Here is a 20,667-nt window from a genome sequence, read left to right as displayed (position 1 = left end):
CGCCATGACTGAGCCCGCGACCTTGATCTTCCGAGCCTCTCTTCGGGCACGGCTTTATCGGGACATCGAGGTGTCGAGTTCGAGCACGCTGGCGGATTTGGCCGAAGCCATCGTAGCGGAATTTGGCTTCGACATGGACCACGCCTACGGCTTCTATTCAAAGCTGACGGGAAAGCTGTTCGACTCGCCCCTGCGGTTCGAACTCTTCGCCGACCTAGAGGGGAGCGGCTCTCGCAGCGTGAAGGGCACGCGCGTCACCACAGCCTTCCAGAAGGTGGGCTCGGCAATGACGCTCTTGTACGACTACGGTGACGAATGGCGCTTTCGCGTTGAAGTTATTGGAACAGGGCAGGCGCAGCCCGATGCCAATTACCCGAGGATCGTCAGCACGATCGGCAAGGCTCCCCCGCAGTACCCGGACATCGACGACGACTGACGGCGCACCCTGCCGCATCGAGGGGGCAAGGGGGTGGGTAATTACCAAGACGCTGACGTCACTTCATAATCGATTCATCGATCACAGGACGCGCTCTAGCTGGATGCTGCAGATCTTCTGCAGCGCACTACCCATCGGTCGGTTGCCATTGGCCGCTCTCAGCGGGATGTAGACGAAATCGAAGCTACACTAGCTGTATTCGAGAAGAAAGCGAAGCTCAGTTTCGATCCGATGACTGGTTGTCTATGATCGAAGGTAATTACGACTTTCACATCGGGATCGCGCAGACCGGCCGCAACCAGTAATTGTCCGGATTCTATAGCTGATTCTGGAGGAAGGGCGATGGATGCTTTACATTGACAGTGTTGTAGTCTATATAGCCGGTTCGGAAACCACAGTGTCGATAATGGGGAGTTTTACCCCCCTCTAATTCACACGAGGGCCGCAGCAGCGGATAAAACAGGACAAATTTGGGACCTAGTTGGCGCGGTGCTTGTCCTGGTTGTGGTGACGAGCGCGATTTTTGGTCCGCTCATCATCACACATAAAACTATCCGCATTGTCGGGCCTCGTTTGGCGGGCCCTGCAGCAGATTGCCATCAGCGTCGGCTGGATTCTTAGCGTTTGAAGGGGAGACTGTAGTGGCTCGTGTTGTATTGGTTCGGCATGAAGATGGCCCGGAGGACGACCGGGTCGTTGAATTCTTCCGGGCGCACGGCGTACTAGCCCAAACGATCAGACCCTTCTTGGGCGAGCGGTTAGACGATGTGGATGCATCGGTCGTCGGCAGCGTGATCTTTGGCGGGAAATTTAACGTCTTCGACGATCACGAGTACCCGTTTCTCAGGGACGAAAAAGAATGGGCCGAGCAATGCCTAAAGCAGAACGTCCCCCTGCTTGGGATCTGTCTTGGCGCCCAAGTTATGGCTACTGTCCTGGGCGCGAAGGTTGGACCTCTTCCTGGCGATCCGGGCGAGTTCGGCTACTATGAAATCGTCGCAACCGAGGTCGGGAAAGCCTATCTCCCGGAACGGCTACACGTCGCGGAGGCGCACTATCACCAATTCGAGATTCCGGCTGGCGCCGACCTCCTGGCCAAAAGCGAGCTATTTGAGCACCAAGCGTTCCGTTATGGCGAGAAGGCCTTTGGATTCCAATTCCATCCCGAGGCAAGTCCCTCCGTGTTTCGCCGATGGCAGCAAGACCCAGGAAAATACGTTAGACTAGGCGCCCAGGACCGTGCCAAGCAAGACAGGCTGATGAACATCCATGACGCCGCGCAACATGCTTGGTTCACGGAGTTCCAGGAGCGCTTTTTCGAGCCGGCCGTGCAAGCTGCCTGTTTCACTAAGCGCCCGTCGTCAGCGGGTTGAAAAAGCGGTGGCCTGTAAGCCAACTGAACAGCCGTTCCCAGCTGAGGGGCCGGGTTAATCCAGGGCGTGGGACTAGACGTTATGACCGAGGTGTGAGGGGCGGCCGCCCTTACTCCTTGCAGGCTTAAAGCAAACGGGGTTGCTCTGGAGTGCCTAGCCTAGTGTTGCGGGTGTGGTCAAGGCGGATGCCTATGGAGTAGAACTCAGCGCAGTCATTCGCCGTTGCCCTCCGACGGTTGCACATCTTTTTTCGTGGCGCACCTCCAGGAGGGCTCAGCTCCGCCAACACAACGCTATGTCTGAGGTGTATGTCCCCAAACGGACTCCTTCCCGGCTCTGGCCGTTTAGACGCTCAACCTTAAGCCGGTACTCACTTCGGAGCTTCGGGTTCGGTTTTGGATCGAGTTGGGCGAACGTGAAGCCTGGACTAGCGGAGACGCCGTGCATGTGAGTCCGAATCTCGTCCTGATCGGGTTCTTCCGCATATTTGGTGCAGGAACTACTTTTTTGGGTGTCCCTTTCCGGGCGGGTCAAGCGGCTGCCAGCAGTCGGCTCCGGAGGAGTGGATAGGCGGCGCGCCCGTACATCTGGCGCTTGATCGTCTTGAGGCGGTTGATCTGACCTTCGACCGGGCTCGTGCTCCAGGGCTGGGTGATTGCCGCCCGGACAGCCTCAATGTCACGGCCGATGCCTACTGCAAGGGAGGCCAGCTCACTGCCCGTGGCATCGGCGATCCATTGCTTGAGGCCGGCATCATCATCGCCGCGTATCACTGCAGCAAAACGGCGGGCGAGCACCTTCGCGTTGGTCCGCACCACGGTGATACCGTCGTAGCGGGCTTCCTCGGCAAGCTTGCCGACATCGATCTTGAAGTTCTTGCCGCTGGCCTTGAGGTAACGCCGGTAGGCCGAGTTGCCGACCAGTGCCTTGTCGCCCTTCTTGAGCTGTGCCTCGAGGCCGGCGATGATCGCCTGGCGGTCGGCCTTGTCCTTCTCGGCCTCGGCGTCATTGCGGCTGACGATGTAGCGGTCTTTACCGACCTGACCTCTTTGACCCACAAATGAGTTTCACCGCGCTGGCGCTCGAGAACGAGCGGAACCATCGGTGCCGTGTCATTGAGCACGACGTTGTGGATCACGCCGCTCGAGCGTTCGCGGGCCCCCAGAATGTATTCCATGCCCAGCTTTTCGAGCGCGGCGATGGTATCGGCGCTGATCATGCCGCGATCGGCGACAACGCAGGCGCGTGTGACGCCGAAGCGCGTTCGCAGCCGATCGACCACCGGCAACAGGACGGTCACGTCAGCGGTGTTGCCGGGCACCATCTCGGTGCAGATCGGCCGGCCCTCGGCATCAACGACCAGCGCCAGGATCATTTGCGCCAGATCGGGGCGGAAGTCCTTGGAATGCCCGCGCTTGCCCAGCGTCTCGCCGCCCGTGCCATGGAAGGACAACGAGGTGGTGTCCATGAACACGAGGCTGAGGTCGGTGAACAGGTCCTGCCGGCGCGCGAAGAGCTTTTCCTCGATCACGTCTTTCACGCAGCGTGCCACCAGCGCGCCTTGCGCCTTTTCGCCGAGTTCCTCGCCCAGCCACGCCATTGCCCGGTAAAAGTGATGGAGCGCCAGACCCTCGGCGCCCTCGATACCATAATCGGCCATCCAGTTCACGCAGTCGCGGTCCGAGCCCGAGACGAACAGCCGATGCAACGTGCCAATGAACACCGCCCGTTCCACCGCAAAGCCGAACTGGCGCCCCTCCAGCACCTCTTCCAGCACATCGCCGATCCCGATCCGCTGCCACAGCCGCCCGAACAACAGCGAACCGCCAATGCGGCGAGAGGCAATCCGCCCCGTGTCAATGTCGGACAGGATGAGGCTGCGTTCGCGATGGCGCGCAATCGAGGCCGCCAATCTGTCAAGTTCGCCGCTGGCAACCAGCGCATCCTTGCGGCCCAGCGCCTTTATCGTGCGCTGGCGAACGGTCTTGCCGTCGCGGATACTTTCCACGAGGTAGAGATAGCGGTGGCCGCGCGCGACTCTCTCAACGACAGACATGCCAGCATTGTTAGCGAATAAAGGCCGTAAGATTCATACAGAACAAGGATAGCAGCACAAATGTTGTTACCACACATTTTCGCGCCGGAAATTCAAGGCAAGTAATAGCTTAACGGACAGTGTTCGCCATCCGTTCACCTCCAACTGTTCAAGTCGGGCGAGAGATGTCGGGTCTTCGCTCAGGAGCCATGCGCAATTCCGGCGCGAAGGCGGCCGCCACCGCGATTTTGGTGGCGCGGTCGGTGGCCGCTCCTTACGGGCGGCGGTCCATCTGTAGACGGTCGCCCTGCTGCCTTCAAAGCCACGGTGCTTGATTTCGGTCCACAGCTGCAGCCCGTTGTGCTGGCCTTCCTCCCAGCGCTTTTCGAGATAGTCTCGAAAAGGATCCATGAGGACGGAGCGCCAGGGCGGCCGCCGGTGCTCGGGCTCACCGCCCGCTGCAAGCCAGCGTTCGACAGTTCTCACGTTCAGGCCAATCTGGGGCGCGATCTGTCGCGGCGATAGACCGGCCTCCCGCAACTGAAGGATTTCAGCATAGAGCTCACTGCGCTGGTTGCGCCTCGACCGGCGCAGGCAATCAAGTTTCGGGGATAGCTTGGCGTCGTCGTTTCCGGCCATCTGGACGTCATGGCCTTCCCCGCGGCGCTGACAGCTCTTCGATGGCGGCCGACGGCCAAACGCAACGCTTCGCCCAGGTTCTGGGAGAAGATGCCAGCGGTCGGCGACCTGGGTTGCATCGGGCGCACCGCTACGGGCGCCCTCGGCATAGACGCCGGCACGATCGCGCGCGATGATCTCGATGCCAGGATGGCGTTCCAGCCATGATGCGACCGTGTCGGCATTTCGATCCGGCAATAGATCGAGGACGCGATTACGCTCCAGATCGCAGATGATCGTCCCGTAGCGCTGTCCCTTGCGCCAGGCCCAGTCGTCGATGCCGACTACACGCGGCGCTTGCGGCGGCTCGAACCCGGCCGCGCGGATCATCCGCAACAGTGTGTCGCCGCTCACCGGCATGGCGAGCCTGTCCGACAGGCGTGAACCCGGCTCGCCGCCGACCGCGAAGCCGATCGCCAGCTGGCTTTCGCCGAGCCGAACCGTGCGTCGAGCTTTCGGTTGAACCGTCTCAGGAAGCCTCTCGGTGAAGATCCGGCGCGGGCATTGGGGATCGGCGCATCGAAACCGTCGTGCGTGAAGCTGGATTTCGATAACCCGTCCCTGCCACGGCAGATCGGCCAACCGGCGCATGTAGTGACTGTGGACGCGACGCGTCCGGCGGCCGCAACATGGACAGCACGATTCCATCGCCTTCGGCCGGGCAACAAGCACAACCCTGTCAGCCTGCGGGAAAATCTGGACAATCGAAAGTTCGGGCGAAATCAGCGAACGGAAGGCATCGAGCACGGGCAAATCACGGCGTCGACTGCGATTCCGACTCTATGAACTTATTCGCACCGTCCGTGAATCCCGCAACCTGCACCAAATATGCGGAAGAACCCCTGATCGCCGCGCTGCAACGACCAACTCGCTTCTCCTGGACATATGTTCGTCCACGACATGGCTCAGAGCGTTTCGCCTGGCGGCGCGGAGATGTAGCAGGACGCATAGATGTAGCCGGTCGTACGCTCTAGATGATCCTCCATACCGAGTTTGGCCATAGCCTTCAGGATCGCCTGCCGTTCCGTCGATGTGGAGAAGCGGCGCTGGCGCTGTCTGAACCGTTCTACGAGCCGTGTTTCCAACGAGAAAGCCCGAAAGGCCGCCGCGATGTCGTCGTACCTGAAGGGGTGCATTGCGAAGGCGACAACCCACGGGCGTGACGACGCCGACGCCTCATACACGCGTGCAAAGGTTGCCTCGGTTGCATAACCCACACAGCCTGTGCTGATTAGGATATCCGCATCCGCGAGTGCGCTACGTTCCTTTACCATCAAGTCACGAGTTTCCACATCAGTCGTGACGCCAGCCTCCAACAGACCCACATCCAGCGCATAGCGAACAGCCCGGAACGATGGATCCACGCCGACGAACTGGATGTCGTCGCGGAGGCTCTGTTTGCGAAAAAAGGCGCGATGCTCGATCTCCTGTCGGCGCGACAGCGATCCGCTGGGGTCCAGATAGGCAGCATACAGATCGTCGAGGTCGAGATCGGTTCGCAGCAAGGCAGCGTTGACACCATAGGAGCAACCGACATCGATTATCTTCAACTTCGTCTTGTTTCGAATACGTCGATAATCGGCGAAGATCCTTTCGAAAATCGGCTTGGCCCGATCTGGAAGCATATAGTCCAGGAATAGACACGTCCGTAAATAGGAGTGCGGCCACCTGCGGTTGTAAGTTGCCGTGAAATCGTACTTCGCCCCCTGAATTCTGCTGTGCTCAGCACTTGATGCCTGACCCGACATGCTGCTTTCCCTTCTTCGCTTCAGTGATAGCAATCTCACCCACGCATATAAATTTCGCTCGCCACCTCCTCCGGCTCACGAGAGACGTTTCAAAAGTCGTGCCAGCCTGGGCAGAGGCCTTAAAAGCGATTTTTCTGCACTTCAATTCAATTCCTTAGTGCAACGGGAGGCTAAGTCGACATCACCGTGTCGCGTACTCGACACTCTGGCAATATCGATGCACGTCGCTATCCCAGAATGGAGATGTGTTCGTCGCCGCGGTCAAAATCCCCGGGTATGGTCACTTGAAACGCCCTCAGCGGCGTTGACACGTTAATCGGGGTGAGGTTGCTTGCGTGTCGGATTGAACGCAATTCTGGGCGATGCAGACCTCAGATATCAGTTTCAAACGCCATCGGGTTCCGCCGCAGATCGTTGCTCACGCGGTCTGGCTTTACCTGCGCTTCAACCTGAGTCTGCGTGAAGTTGAGGAAATGCTGCTCGAGCATGGAAGTGGCGTGTCATATGAAACGATCCGCCGTTGGACGGCCAACTTCGGACCCAGATCGATGCAACCTGCGGCGACCGCAAGCGCGCCCCGGCGATGATTGGTCTCTGGACGAAGTCGTTGTGAAATGCGCTGGCCGGCAGTTCTGGCTCCGGCGCGCGGTGGATCGGCAGGGCACCGTTCTCGAGGAAATCTTGCAGAAGCGACGCGACAGGCGGCGGCAGAGCGCCTGCTGGTCACGTTTATGAAGCGCTATGGTTTTGTTCCGAAGCAGATCGTCACCGACAAGCGTCCCTCCTGCGGTACGGCAAAGACTGAAGTGGCGCCCGGTCTCGACCATTGCTCGCACAAGGGGCTCAACAAACGCGCCGAGAGCAGCCATCTGCCGTTTTCGAAAACGGGAACGAACCATGCAAGGCCACCGATCGCCGGCGCGTTGCAACGTTTCGGCTCCATGCACTAGCTGTTTCTAGCTGTTTCCGTCCATAAACGGCAAATATTTGAATTCGTTGTATTAATCGCGGCTTTGTGCAGGCGAGGCCCGGCGGTTTCAGGTATGTTTGGATCATGCTACTGATTCCAAAGTCCTGCCACCGCCGGAGCCGATAATGCGCCAAGAACGGTCCCGGTAGGGACGATGGTTGCCCATCGCCCACCGGGTCACCGGAGGCGGTCGAAAGCCGAATGGCTGAACTACTCGACCACGACCTTAGCAGTTCGTAGTCTCGATGCTCGACCAGTAGTTTTCGAATCCTCCTTGGGTTCAATCGTCCGCCGCAACAGAAGCTTCAAACAAATTTACAGAACCTTTGCGCCTGCAGATCACTGACTCTGTTACATTCACTCCAATCTGAGGTCCGGCACGGACAAGGCCGATGCTGATATTGCTACGGCCCCGGTGCAGCACGAAATGGAGGTCAACGCAGATGACAAGAAGGGCGCTTATCCTACTTGAAGGCCATCCAAGGGGCAACGGTCTTCTATACGTCCAAGCGGCCCAGCGCCTTGGCCTTCATCCAATTACCATGTCGACTGATCCAGCTCAGTACGATTATCTTGCGGCGGAAAGAAGTGAGGCTATCCGCGTTGATACAGACAATCTCGATGCGCTGATCCGCGAGTGTTCCCGGGTAGGAATGACCTATGACATTGCTGGCATCAGCGGTTTTTCGGGCGACGATGAGTCGGTCTATGCAACAGTTGGCAAGCTCTGCCGGCATTTCGATCTACCGGGACCGAACCCTGACTCTATCGAACAATGTTACGATAAATTCACTCAACGTCAGCTCCTCGCGGAGGCTGGCGTTCCAATTCCCGCATATCGCCTGGCCGCGAATAGGAAGGACGTACAAAGGTCTGCCGCGGAGATTGGGCTGCCAGTGATTGTTAAGCCAACCGTGGGCAGCGGCAGCATGGGTGTTCGATTGTGCCGCGACGTCGATGAGTTAGCGGAACAGACGACCTATCTGTTGAGCGGGCAGCACATATGGCGGTCCCCGCCGAGGATGCTGGTCGAAGAATTCGCACAAGGCCCTTCTTATTGGGCCGATATAATGGGGGACCAGATCATTGGGATTGGCACCGTTGAGAGGAGCCCTCCACCGCATTTCGTCAGCCGTGCGTGGACCATTCCGGCCCCGCTGAGTGATGGTGAGCATGAGCGTATCGTCGATGTTGCGCTGAGCTGTTTGCGAACTCTCGGGCTTGGCTGGGGGCCATGGGGCATTGAATTCCGGTGGACGAAGCGTGGCCCGGTCGTCATTGAAGTCAATCCGCGGCTACATGGTGCGCCGGTCCCCCAACTGCTTCAACTGGCTTACGGTATCGATGTCGTCACGGCGCACATCAAACTTGCTATTGGCGAAGAATGGGATTTGCACAAAAAGCATTCGCACATTGCGGCCGCGCGGTTCCTAGTTGCTGATCGCGATGGCATCCTCGAGTGGACCGCCGACGACACTCGGGAAGCTGCTGTACCAGGTGTTGCCGAGATCAAATTTTATCTTGAACCCAAGGCGCGGATCATTAGGAAAGGCGATTACCGAGACAGCCTCGGACATGTCGTTGCCAGTTCACCCAGCCTTGCTTGCACTGAAGCGATCCTTCAGCGTGCCGTCGATTTGCTCCATTGGTCGATCACGCCATTTCCGACCGTTGGCGACTAGGCACGATCTACTATCCCTCGCGCCAGCGCAGACGCTAAAATAAAAATAGGGCGTGGTCGATTAGCTCTGCCATTGGGCTTTCGCCCTCACAAATCCGGCATCAAATTTGTTCAAACACATTTGATTTGATGTGGCTTCGGTAGAGATGTGGCGTCGGTCACCGCAGGCCAGAGGCAGCCGGCCGGTGAGGACACCGAGCGCCACATAGCAAAGCGGGTTACAGGGACCGAAGGAAGTCCATCAGCGCCGGTTGATCACGCCCATCGTTTGGGATCTTGCCGAGACTCGGCGCCTCGCATTTTTCGAGCGCCTTAGCCTTGGTCTCGAAGTCGACCTCTCTGCATCGACGTTCATGGCAGCGAAACGTGCCCGAGCCATCCGCGGACTGTGTTGATGTCGACGCCGGCACGCAGGAGCTGGCTCGCCGTGGTGTCGCGGATAGAGTAACCGATCAGCCGTGACGGCACGGTGTAGGGCGGATTCAAATGGTCATCGCAACACCCATTGTGTTCACTCAGGGCAGCAGCGTGCGCGTCAAGTGCCTCTGCTGGCGTTTTTCCAACCCAGCGTCTTTCTCGGTCAGGCATTGAGGGCCAGTTAGCGAAACCCTTGTCCCGCTTTTGCGAAATCCGCAGGCAAGCTCCACCCGGCTTCTGCTGCCCAATGATTCGCCAAGAAGCTTGGTTTGCGGCCGGTTTCACCGCTTTCGCCGCGAGAGCTTGTCGAGACGCTCAACCATCATCTGGTCATGAAAGACCGCGATTGGGGTCGGCCGAGGCCAGTCCTTCGGCGGTGATCGACAGCGGTCGAGCGCTTCTTCGATTCGATCAACCGGATCCGCTACCTTGCCAAGAACTTCGAGGCCACCATCGCCTTGCCGGGACCTTCCTCTACGCCGCATCAGTCATACTACGCTCGCGTCCGCTTGGCGCGCCCAGTTTGAGTTTCTAGTCGGACTGCAAGGAATTTCACCAAAGCGGTTGAACAGGCTCGGCACCGAACGAAGCTGCTTTGCGGCTTCTCCCCCGGCTCGATTGAGTCGCAGAATCAATTGGGCACGCTCTTCGAGCCCAGTGGGATGGTTACTACGCTATTTTTCTTCTGGTTTCCGTTGAAGTCACGGGAGAAAAACTTGAACTGTATCCCAAAGCGTTTCGGCATCGGAATCAGCTAAATTCACCTCGAGGTCCGGACGGGCCGCTCATTAATGTGACAACAACAATGAAAAATAATAGCAAAATTTAACAAGAAATCAGGTGAAAACCGAACGAGGATAATATATTTTGATCAAATGAGGTAACCTTTCTTGAGAGATGCTGGAATCCGTGGCAGATCCTGCTTGATCTGCGACGGTCCGGGCGAACTTCTCGGCAGACAAGTCGTAGCGGAAACTGGCTAGCTTACACATTAGCGGAGAATACATGAAAGCCGTTGATAAACACATCGCACTCCGACAAGCTGCGCAAATGCGGATTAAGGCGTCACATGCGCTTAAGGGTGACGCCAATCTATTGGCGCAGCACTATTTTGAATGGGCAGCCTCCTACGAGTTGGATATGGACCGCGAACGCTACTGCGGCCCCTCGATCGTGGCAGAAATGGCGGGCACCTTACAGGCTGCGTATATTGGCGGTGATAGAGCAGCCACCGCAGTTCTAGACGCGGGGTGCGGTACAGGCTTGGTTGGTGTGCAACTGGACCATATCGGCTTCCGCTTCATCGTCGGCTTCGATCTCTCGGAAACAATGGCCGAAATGGCGCGCCAAACCGGGGTTTATCGCCACGTTGAAGGCGAGGTTGACCTAAACAGGTCCCTCTCAGAATACGCGAGCGCGAGCTATGATATGATTGTCTGCTGCGGCGTCTTCACACTTGGACATGTCCACCCGGATGGGCTGCGCGAGCTTGCGCGCCTCACGCGTCCGAACGGATTCGTAATTGCTAGCACCTGCAAGAGCTATACGCAGGCAATGTCGTTTGAAGACGAGGTGCTGCGTCTGCAGGAGGCGAGCGTCCTTACGCCGGCACAGTGTTTGAACGACGGCAGATTCCTCGATGGCGAGGATGCTCATTACTGGGCCTTGCGAGTGCTCGAGAAGTCAACAAAGCAGCGACGATGACCTGCCGATCTGCCCGAGTGACGCCGATGCCAACACAAGGACAGCGAGGAGGACGGAGCAATGGATCTCCAGGACGGAAACGAAACGAGCGAGTCGCGTTTTGCGGCTTATGTCGAGACGCTCGTCTCGGCACTGGGTCACACTGACCGGGTGGCGCGCCTGGAAGGCGTATTGCACGGGGCTGCTTTTTGCTGGGCGAGCGGAGGAGCGTTGAGCCGATGGCGGCACGGTGGAGCTTGGTAGCGTCCAGGCTACGCACCAGTCTCCGGGTCCCAGTAGGGACGATGGTTGCCCATCGCCACCGGGTCACCGGAGGCGGTCGCCCACCCCCGGTGAGCAAAGGCTGAGAGAACCATCAAGGCTTTGTGGGACGCCGTCGGTCCGCTTCTCGACCTCTTCACGCCAGCCGAATGCGCAAACTACTTTAAGGCCGCAGGATATGAACCGGATTAAACAGGACGTGCTCTAGTCTATATCTGGCGTCCCTCGAACCTCGAACACCACCGAAATTTGCTGAGACGCTCCATGCGCCGCCGCCGGTAATCAACGGGGCAACAGATCCTTCAAGTAATTTTACAGAACCTTTGCGATCTAAAATCGCTGTCAATGGTACGTTCACCTCAAAAGTCTGAGGTCAGGCACCTAGAGCCCTAGGTACCTGAAGGTATCCAAGCTACCCGAGCCCTGTTGCGATGGTCCCGTAGCTACAAATCACACTTCAATCTACCTGACGGGGGAAGTGATATGGAGGTCCAAAATTCTACGCATCCTATCGGCCCCCCAGGCTGCGGGGCGAGCATGTTGACTAGAGAACTTCTCGAAGCGTCCGCCGATGAAGTTTGGAGGCCATACATGTCTCACCAAACGTTCGAGGACGCAGATGCGGCCCAGATTATCGCCGAGGATGCTCAGCAGCCAAGGGTTCATTCTGGCGAGGCTCTTTGCTGCGGCACATTCGGCGAGTTGCTGCAAGGCCAATTGCCGATCGGCTCCGTTCCCCGGGACCCTCACTTCTTGGTCACGATGCCCATCGCGCTCTTTGCGCGAGCTCACTTCATGCCGATTGCAGGCACACGAACCGTAACCGTTTATCCGTCACATAAAGTCAAAGCAAAACGACTGGCTGAGAAGCTCGTAATTGCTCTCGGCGTCTCGGGAGGAGTCCTCCTTTTGCAATCTGAGCTCCCCGAAGGCAAAGGGCTGGCGAGTTCGTCTGCGGATCTTGTTGCCGCTGCTCGGTCAATCGCCTGTTGCTTCAAGCGTAGAGTCCGGACGTCGTTGATCGAGAAGCTGATGGCGGAGATAGAACCATCCGACGGGGTGATGTACCCAGGAGTGGTCGCATATCAGCAGCGAGCATGTAACCTTCTCTCATTCCTTGGGCAAATGCCGCCGCTTGCAATCGTCGGAATCGATGAAGGAGGGATGGTCGAAACCGTCGACTATGATCAACGGCGAGGTGAAATCTCCGCCAGTCACAGAGCCGAGTATCAGGAACTACTCCACCGGACCTGCATAGCAATTCCGCGCGGTGACACGGCCACGATAGGCAGAATAGCTACAGCCAGCGCGCTCCTGCATCAGGAGTGGACTCCAAAGGAGCATCTGAACTCGATGCTAGCGGCATCCGAGGCCACTGACGCTCTCGGGGTCATCGTCGCGCACAGCGGCACAATGATTGGCATCCTGCTTGACCGAATGGCGGCTGACTTTCCACAGAAGCTTCGGTCGGTGCTCGCTCGTGTATCGCCGTTCGACAACTCGCCGCAAATATATCTGACCATGACTGGCAGCCGGTGAGGTAAGCAATATGGACGCTGTCCGCAAACACCTGCCATTCTCCGACTATTCTGATGCCTATGCTCTTCCCAGCATTATTAGGTGTGAGACAAACCTCTATCTAGCGCAGTTCGCGTTCATGAAGCTTCTCCCCGCCAAATACATCATTGAGCAGGCGCTGGCTCGAGGGACTTTGACGCACGGCATGAAAGTTCTCGAGACCTCGAGCGGAACCTTCGCACTGGGTTTGGCCGTAGTTTGCCTTGAACGTGGATTCCAGCTTGAAATCGTCACAGATCCAGTGATGGACAAAGGCTTGGAAAACAGGTTGACCTCCTTGGGGGCCAAAGTCTTCATAATAACTGAAAAGGCGAAGCAGGGTGGGTATCAAAGAAGCCGCCTCGATGCATTACACGCCAGGATGAGACAGTTAGGTCACTCCTGTTTCTGGCCTCGGCAATACGAAACACCGGACAACCCCGCAGCCTATAAGCTCTTCGCCGATCAGATATCGAAGATGTTGGACGCCGACGTAACTTTAGTCGGTTCTGTGGGGTCGGGCGGCTCTACTTGCGGAACGATCGAGCGCCTGCGCCAAAAAGCCCCTGGCGCGCGCCTGATTGGAGTGGACACCTTCAACAGCGTCATTTTTGGCCAACAGGATGGCGAACGGAAACTACGGGGGCTGGGGAATAGTCTTGTCCCCAAGAATGTGAGGCATGAACTGTATGACGAGGTGCATCTCGTCTCGGCTCCGCTCGCATTTGCTGCAACGCGAACCCTCCACGAGCGGCACGCCGTTTTCGCCGGTCCGACCTCGGGAGCGAGCTACATCGTTGGGCGCTGGCGCGCTCGGCAGTACCCCGATGAGGCCGTAGTCGTCATATGTCCTGATGAAGGCCACCGCTACGTCGAAAGCGTTTACGACCACGACTGGCTGAAGCAGCACGGATGTCTACATGAAGGTGTTCTGCTGGACGCGCCGGCAACCGAAAATCATCCCTCGACGGCTCTCCCGCCATGGAATCGATATCATTGGAAGCGGAGAAGCCGGGAAGCTGTCCTAAACGTTCTGGAGGATGCGTCATGATGAACCGAGGTAGCTTCCTTTTCGTGGAAAGCAACACAACGGGCACTGGCGAACTATTGATGAAGCGGGCCCGAGTCCTAGGCTTTGAGCCCTATCTCGTTACGCGCGATCCTGCGCGCTATCCGTTTCTTAAGGGCTCTGTCGCCCAAGTGATCGAAGCTGAGACCCGCAGCCCGGATGAACTCATTGGGGTCGCCGTCAAATTAGGCAGGCTGGCAGGTATATACTCGTCGTCGGATTATTTTGTGGAAGCAGCGTCAAGTGTCGCGACGGCGATAGGGCGACCAGCAGCGAATTCGGAGGCTATAGCCACATGCCGCAACAAATGGAAGCAGGCGGCCGAATTGCGGCGACAATCAATCAGGGTCCCTGAAACACGGCTGGTCACTTCCGTCAGAGATGTCGAGAATATACTTGCCCAAGCCACTCTGCCGGTGGTCGTCAAGCCAGTGTCCGGCAGTGGTAGTAGCGGCGTGAGGTTGTGCGACAGCGCCGCATCCGCCATCAAGGCGTTTGAGAGTGCAAGGGGCGCACTGCTCGATCAAGTGGATCTGCCCAGCCCAGGCATCCTGATCCAGCAATATGTGGAGGGTAAGGAATACTCTGCAGAAATAATTGCGTTCGATGGGACGCTGCATTGTCTTGGAATTCTTGCCAAGCACAAAGGCCCGCCTCCCTGCTTCGTCGAGGTGGGGCACGACTTCCCGGCCCAGCTTCCGGAGCCATCCCTCAAGCAATTGGCTTCTTATGCCGCAAGCGCGGTGTCGGCTCTGGGCCTCAATTTCGGACCGGCTCATGTGGAGTTCGTGATAACGGAGTCGGGCCCCGTCATCATCGAGGTCAACCCCAGGCTGGCTGGAGGAATGATTCCAGTCATGCTCTCGCACGCCTTGGGCACGTCAATCCTTGACATGGTGATTAGACTTTACGCGGGAGAAGGGTTTACGCCCCCACGGGCAAGCGCAAGGGCGGGAGCCATCCGTTTCCAACTCGCTCACAAATCCGGCAAGCTCAAACGCTTGGACTTCTCTCGAAAACCAGACCCGACAACGCCCGAGGCCGGGCTACTGAAATCTGAGGGGATGGAAGTTAAAATAAATGGCGACTTCAGAGACCGGGTAGCCTACGCCGTGGGCGTTGCTGATGAACTGAATGTCGCCGTCGCGGCAGCGCAACGGATGATCGACTCCACTGTAATCGAAATCGAGACGGCTGCTGACGAAACGGCCAACACGCAAATCGCTGGGTCAAGCGAGGGCGGGTGGAACCTACATCCCGAAGCGATGAAGTTGCTCGCTCCGTCTATCGAAATCTCCCGTGACGGTCGCCTTCTGCAGTACCAAGCCGCCATAGACGAAGTACATTTGCTGATGCTTGCGGATCAAGGCCTAATCAGCCAAGGAGCCGCTGCCGATCTGCTCAAGCACATCTTGGACCTCCAGGACGAGGGCTTTCAGTCTTTGGAGGGCCGCGATGCGCCGCGTGGCCTCTACCTTGCCTATGAGGCCGAACTTGCCACCAGGGCTGGCACGGAAAAGGCCGGCTGGCTGCACCTTGCGAGGTCCCGCAACGACTTGAACGCGACCATTTCTCTCCTGGCTCTTCGGGAGGCCGCGTGTTCCATCTCGCAACAGATTGGAATTGCACAAGATGCCCTGCTTCAGCGAGCGGAAGAGGCATCGAGACTAGTGGCTCCGCTGTACAGTCAATACCAAATCGCACTCCCTGGGTCGCCAGGGCACTACTTGCTTGGCGTCTTCTTCGCTCTGGGGCGCGAGCGCCAGCGCCTCCATTCCCTGCTGGAAGACATCAGGAATTGCCCTATGGGGGCGGGGGCCGGCGGAGGCACCAGCATTCCTATAGATCCCCTGCAGGCCGCAAGTCTTCTGGGATTCGAACTGCCGTCGTTCAACTCACTTGATGCGGTCGCGAGCCGCGATCATCACCTGCAGGGGCTTTCAGTCTTCGCTGGCGTTTCAATCTTGCTCAGTCGTGTGGCCCAGGACCTGCAGGTTTGGACGACGCGGGAGTTCGCCCTCGTTGACATCCCTCACAATCTTGCCGGCGGCTCTTCGATGCTCCCCCAAAAGAAGAACCCTTTTCTGCTTGAACACATCAAGGGGTCGGCAAGCACCGTAATAGGCGCATACGTTTCTGCGGCAACGGCCACCTGCAAATCGCCTTTCAGCAACTCGATCGAGGCAAGCAACTACGGCTGCTCTTCGCTGGGCCAGGCGGAAGATGCCCTTAAGCGGGCCATAACCCTCACATCGCTCATCGTAAAGTTCATGTCTTTCAACGTGCAGTCGATGCGCGAACATCTGGAAGACGGGTCAGCGATGACGACCGTCGCCGCAGAACGGATGGCGTCGCGAGGCGTCCCTTTTAGGGAGGCCCACACACTAATTGGCCAGATCACCAGGCGCTTGTCTCTGGATAGCAGCGTCGCGGAGCGCCGAAGTGAATTGGCCAGCCAACTCCCTGGCGTGTTACCGGCCAGTCTTGAAGAATGTAGGGACGCTCTACGGTTTGGAGGAGGACCCGGAAAACGATCAACCGATGCCCAGCTTTCCGTTGCAAACACGCTTTTTCGGGGCATGGAGCTGAAATGCGCCGAGATATCGGCACGCTGGGCGCACGCCGAGGTGCACCGCAAAGGGAGGGTAAATAGGCTTATTGATAGGCACCAAGCCACCTGAATGGCGAATATAAGGACGACGTCCAACGGTCCTGTCGCCCTGACTTGGCAATGAACGCGTTGCTGATTATGTAAGGCTCGCTTTATCTGTTTCTATTAGCCCGGCGATTAGCGGTAAACGCCATGCTTCGATAGCCGTCCCAAAAGGGTTGGAGAGGTGCTCGTAGCTCAATTGGATAGAGCGCCAGACTTCGAATCTGGCGGTTGCAGGTTCAAGCCCTGTCGAGCGCACCATTAAATGGAAAACACGCTACCGACAGCGTGCATGTTGCAAAGTGCACGGCGGACCGACCGGGCCGCCTGATCGCCGCCGCCTGGCTCGGCGGGACGCGGCTTATCGACAACGACGAAGTTGTGCCTGCGCAGCGCGAGGCGATGTGGTCGCGGCAGCCAATGCCGCATGATTGAGCAGTCGCAAAGGCTTGGACAGACGTTCGTCGCGAAAATGATCCAGACAAATAGCAGTAGCAGGGAGTGGATATGGTCTTTCGATTGAAGGAGCGCCTCGGCAGAAAGTTCGAAGAAGAAGTGCAGTTCTTCAAGGGCTGGCTGGCAGAAGGACAAGAAGCGGGTCGGGGCGCTTATGCCAACGTCCATTCATGCCGCGCGTCGTATGGCAAGCGTCATCAACCCGGCATCCGGGTTGCCGGTCCTTGAACTTGGCGCGGGAACTGGCGTCATCACCAAGGCAATCCTGGAAAGAGGCATCAATGTAGCGCGACGATTAGGGAGACCGGTCGGCGGCGATTATGATGGCCGGTGGAGGGCAGCGCCGAGTGGTGTGATTTGGATATCACCGGATGGGTTGTCTGGCAACTGGCCAGCGACAATTATCGGAGTTGTAGTTGTCGCTGGGGCATTGTGACGGGCGGGCGTCGGCCGCGGATCTGCGGCGAGTAATTGTCGTCAGCGTCTATTACGATGACCGGTCGGGCGGGTTCTCTGGTTCGTCATTGGCGTTTTGCGTGCCGGCGCCGCGGGCGACGGCAGCACGCTTACGATAGCTCTCACCGTTCATCTCGATGATAGTGGAGTGGTGCACGAGGCGGTCTATGGCCGCGACTGTCATGGCGGGACCTGGAAAAACGTCCGACCATCCGGAGAAAGGCTCGTTGGCGGTGATGGCGATGGAGTGTCGTTCGTATCGGTGAGCGATGAGCTCGAACAGGGCACTGGTCTCCGCCTGGTCCTTTCGCACATAGGACAGCTCATCGAGTACAATGAGGTCGTACTTGTCGAGTTTGTCGAGCATCGCGGGGAGACTGAGCTCGCGACGAGCGGCCTGAAGCTTCTGCACCATATCGGTGGTTGTGGAAAACAGGACGCGGCGACCGGCATCGATGAGGGCGTGGCCGATGGCGGCAATCAGGTGCGTCTTGCCGGTGCCGCTCTGACCAAAAATGAGGATGTTGCCGCCGCTTTCGATCCAGCCTTCCCCGGTAGCCAGGGAAAGCAAATGGGGCTTTCGGATACCGGAAGGGAAGTCGAAATCGAAAGTGGCGAAGGTCTTGCCGGCAGGCAACCCGGACTGTTCGCGATGGCGCTGGATGCGTCGAGAGGCGCGCTCGGCCATCTCGATCTCGAGCAGGCAGGCGAGAAGGTTGGCCGCGGGCCAGCCATCTCGATCGGCGGTGTCGGTGAGATGCTTCCAGTTGCGGCTGATGCTGGGCAGGCGCAGTGCCGACAGCAGGGTGGGCAACACGGCGGCGGCCTGATCCTTGGTCCGGCTCATCACAGCACCTGTGCGTTGGCGAGCAAATGGTTGTACCCGGCGAAATCGGGCGGTGGAATAGTGACGTCTGCACGGCTTCTGACCGTGGGCAGGAACTCGCTCCTCAGCTTGGCGACATCGGGGAGTTTGCCTCTATCGAGCGCAGCCTCGATACGCAGGGCCAGAGCATCGACGCAGTTGCCGTTGGCGGCGATATCGAGGAGGGCGACCATGTCGCGGCAGGCCTGCCGGGCGTCGAGAGCGGCATCGAGCGCCTGCCATGCCCGGGCATAGGCATGGGTGGGGAACAAGGCGTTGCGGTAGACAGATAGCGCAGGGCCTGGGGCTTGCGCTTCAGGTTGCCGATGAAGTGCCGGAAATCGATATTGTGTCCTCGCTGCGAATGTTTGACGCGGACCCGGTCGACGGTCATCACCCGGTCCGGCCCGAGGAAGAACTCAACCCGGTCATCGTAGAGATGGGCACGGAGCCGGTAGCCGATGAGGCGCGAGGGTACCGAATAGGTGATACGGTCGACGCTGATGGTGCTGTTGCGCGTGACGTCTGCGCTGACCAGGGTAAAATCCGTGGTTCGCTTCGGCGGCAGCGGTTTGAGTGCGCGGCGCTCCTCATCCACAAGCCTGGCCCGGCGTCGGTTCTGCTTGGCCACCTCCTGATCGACGAAGCGGCGGTAGTCCTCGATGCTGGTGAAATCGCGGCTGCTCCGGCGGCGAAGGGCCTGATCGAGCCGTCGCTTCAGGTGGCCATTGGGAGCTTCGATTGAACCGTTCTCATGGACGACACCTTTGTTGTTGCGCGTCGGCGTCATGCCATAATGTCGGCACAGCGCTTCATAGTTGCGGGTGAAATCGCGCTGGGCGTCGGCGTCGAGGTTCTTGTAGGCGCCGATAACGAGTCGCTGCGAAGCTCGGCGGGGGCGCCTCCCAGCTTCCACAGCGCATCTTGCAGGTGCTCGGACAGAGCGGTGAAGCTCTCTCCACCCAGCACGACCGCTGAATCGTCCCAGCCGCTACTGGCGAGGCGAAAATGAAAGAGGCGATGGTCGAACCGCTGGCCGGCGATGGTGACGTGCAAATCGTCAGCGACGGTGAAATCCAAGAGGCCTTGCCGGCCCATCACGTGATGCTGTGGGAAGAAGATCTCCTTCTCGCCCCCATTCAGTGCCCGCCACCGGGCAATCCGGCGCTCGAGGGTCCGCCTGACGCCATCGGGAACGGCGGCCTCCCCGAACTCGTCCTGCACAGTCTCGAAAATGGTGACGGAGAGGATGCCGCTGATCTTCAGCAGCTCCTCCACGCGTGGCCATATCTGTTCCAGGGGGTCGGCCCGGGTACGCCAGTGCCGCTCGCGCTTCTTCTGTGATGGCAGGTGCGGATTCTTGTCGATCCGGCGTGCGCTACGTTCGCTGATACCGGCCTTGGCGGCCGCAACGGCCTGGGTGTGGTGACGACGCTGAGACATGTAACGATGTACCTGTTGATCGGTGATGTGGAGGCCAGGCATCGGTACCTATCGCTGCTATGTTCGATAGGTGCTCCGATACCACCACTCCACGCGCCCGATCAGAGCCCCCTCGCAGGGACTTCTGTCGCGCCCGCCCGTCAGACCCGCTCTCCCGTCGGGCCTGACGGGCGATCCCCCACCGGCCATCATAGTCGTCGCTGAACCGGCCACCGTAGTTGTCGCCGCGCACATCAAGCCGCATCAGCTGGTTTCGGTCGAATATTCTGTGTAGTAGGCGGGGCCATTGCCAAGGGAATGCCCTCGATCGTTCCCCGCGGTCTGGATTGTTGCCGCAACCCCTTACCGTCGATTTCGATTTGGACCTGACGTGATCCGTCTCCATGATGCCCGCCGAGGCCGCTATTTTTGTAAACGACGGGAAAGGAGAGCCTATCGGACGCGATGCGGCAGATGTTCCGTTCCTGCCCCATTCCGGGTCGATCGGAGTAGTCGCCGCCAGCCGCTTGCCAGCCAGACTGTGCGTCAGAAAAATAATGTCACATTGACGACGCTGCAGATCATGGCAAAAGGCTTGCAAGTGTCTTTTGCAGGATTGCTCGCCGGCGGTAAGAAAGTTCCGGAATGGGCGCATCGGTTGGACGACAGGCGGAGGCGACATTCATGAAACTGGAATGCGTTGCCCAATCTGAAGTCCACGCCCGAGAAGCGTTGCACCAGGCCGTTGTAGAAATTACTGGCCTCACCGTCAACTGAATTCCCGGGCTTACTCCAAGCCCTTGCCAGGAGCTAAAAATGGCTGCCAAAGACGTAAAATTCTCCCGTGATGCCCGCGAGCGCATGCTGCGCGGCGTCAACATCCTCG

The 20,667-nt window shown here is 58.5% G+C and carries 11 protein-coding genes, 1 tRNA gene and 5 pseudogenes; 11 read left to right on the top strand and 6 right to left on the bottom strand.

Annotated features, from left to right (window positions below; genetic code table 11):
* Positions 1–4 precede the first annotated feature (4 nt).
* Together NKI73_RS30710 and NKI73_RS30705 are read left to right on the top strand one after the other, a co-directional pair.
* Positions 5–436 carry an IS1096 element passenger TnpR family protein gene (locus tag NKI73_RS30710; RefSeq protein ID WP_352635471.1) on the top strand — a complete coding sequence of 144 codons (432 nt, stop codon included), beginning with the start codon at positions 5–7 and terminating at the stop codon, positions 434–436.
* 641 nt (positions 437–1,077) lie between these two features.
* Complete coding sequence (locus NKI73_RS30705; RefSeq protein WP_352635469.1) at positions 1,078–1,809, top strand: glutamine amidotransferase-related protein; 732 nt, start codon at positions 1,078–1,080, stop codon at positions 1,807–1,809.
* Positions 1,810–2,603: 794 nt separating this feature from the next.
* On the opposite strand, the pseudogene NKI73_RS30695 reads toward NKI73_RS30705, so the two are convergent.
* From NKI73_RS30695 to NKI73_RS30685, 3 genes and pseudogenes are all read right to left on the bottom strand, one after another.
* A pseudogene (locus NKI73_RS30695) lies at positions 2,604–3,865 on the bottom strand (IS1634 family transposase); the annotation flags it as partial.
* 66 nt (positions 3,866–3,931) lie between these two features.
* Positions 3,932–5,269, bottom strand: coding sequence for an ISL3 family transposase (locus tag NKI73_RS30690; protein ID WP_352635467.1), 1,338 nt, complete (start codon positions 5,267–5,269; stop codon positions 3,932–3,934).
* 158 nt (positions 5,270–5,427) lie between these two features.
* A complete protein-coding gene (locus NKI73_RS30685) occupies positions 5,428–6,270 on the bottom strand; it encodes a hypothetical protein (protein WP_352635465.1) in 843 nt (280 codons plus the stop codon).
* 362 nt (positions 6,271–6,632) lie between these two features.
* Between NKI73_RS30685 and NKI73_RS33725 the strand changes: the two are divergent.
* Both NKI73_RS33725 and NKI73_RS30670 read left to right on the top strand, forming a co-directional pair.
* Positions 6,633–7,217: pseudogene (locus NKI73_RS33725) on the top strand (IS6 family transposase); the annotation flags it as partial.
* A gap of 466 nt (positions 7,218–7,683) precedes the next feature.
* Positions 7,684–8,922: an ATP-grasp domain-containing protein gene (locus tag NKI73_RS30670; protein WP_352635459.1), complete on the top strand. Its 1,239-nt coding sequence runs from the start codon at positions 7,684–7,686 to the stop codon at positions 8,920–8,922.
* Positions 8,923–9,272: 350 nt separating this feature from the next.
* Here the strand turns inward: NKI73_RS30670 and NKI73_RS30665 are convergent, their stop codons facing one another.
* Positions 9,273–9,407, bottom strand: coding sequence for a hypothetical protein (locus NKI73_RS30665; RefSeq protein ID WP_352635457.1), 135 nt, complete (start codon positions 9,405–9,407; stop codon positions 9,273–9,275).
* Positions 9,408–10,343: 936 nt separating this feature from the next.
* Here NKI73_RS30665 and NKI73_RS30660 point away from each other — a divergent pair.
* The 7 genes and pseudogenes from NKI73_RS30660 to NKI73_RS30630 form a co-directional block, all read left to right on the top strand.
* Positions 10,344–11,042 carry a class I SAM-dependent DNA methyltransferase gene (locus tag NKI73_RS30660; protein WP_352635455.1) on the top strand — a complete coding sequence of 233 codons (699 nt, stop codon included), beginning with the start codon at positions 10,344–10,346 and terminating at the stop codon, positions 11,040–11,042.
* A 339-nt stretch (positions 11,043–11,381) separates the two neighbouring features.
* Positions 11,382–11,495: pseudogene (locus NKI73_RS30655) on the top strand (IS630 family transposase); the annotation flags it as partial.
* A gap of 399 nt (positions 11,496–11,894) precedes the next feature.
* Positions 11,895–12,842: a GHMP family kinase ATP-binding protein gene (locus NKI73_RS30650; RefSeq protein WP_352635453.1), complete on the top strand. Its 948-nt coding sequence runs from the start codon at positions 11,895–11,897 to the stop codon at positions 12,840–12,842.
* Positions 12,843–12,852: 10 nt separating this feature from the next.
* Complete coding sequence (locus tag NKI73_RS30645) at positions 12,853–13,911, top strand: cysteine synthase family protein (RefSeq protein ID WP_352635451.1); 1,059 nt, start codon at positions 12,853–12,855, stop codon at positions 13,909–13,911.
* Positions 13,908–16,610 carry a lyase family protein gene (locus NKI73_RS30640; RefSeq protein WP_352635449.1) on the top strand — a complete coding sequence of 901 codons (2,703 nt, stop codon included), beginning with the start codon at positions 13,908–13,910 and terminating at the stop codon, positions 16,608–16,610. The genes NKI73_RS30645 and NKI73_RS30640 overlap by 4 nt, the downstream gene beginning before the upstream one ends.
* A gap of 156 nt (positions 16,611–16,766) precedes the next feature.
* Positions 16,767–16,843 (top strand) — tRNA-Arg (locus NKI73_RS30635).
* Positions 16,844–17,089: 246 nt separating this feature from the next.
* A pseudogene (locus NKI73_RS30630) lies at positions 17,090–17,322 on the top strand (class I SAM-dependent methyltransferase); the annotation flags it as partial.
* A 203-nt stretch (positions 17,323–17,525) separates the two neighbouring features.
* Here NKI73_RS30630 and istB read toward each other — a convergent pair.
* On the bottom strand, positions 17,526–18,341 hold the full coding sequence (gene istB / locus NKI73_RS30625; RefSeq protein WP_352635447.1) for an IS21-like element helper ATPase IstB: 816 nt from the start codon (positions 18,339–18,341) through the stop codon (positions 17,526–17,528).
* Positions 18,341–19,844, bottom strand: a pseudogene (gene istA, locus NKI73_RS30620) (IS21 family transposase). Before istA ends, istB begins: the two are co-directional and overlap by 1 nt.
* Between the last annotated feature and the right edge of the window lie 823 nt (positions 19,845–20,667).

It is taken from the genome of Mesorhizobium sp. M0496 (assembly GCF_040321205.1).
Classification (GTDB): domain Bacteria; phylum Pseudomonadota; class Alphaproteobacteria; order Rhizobiales; family Rhizobiaceae; genus Mesorhizobium.
This window is presented reverse-complemented; position numbering and strand designations above follow the sequence as displayed.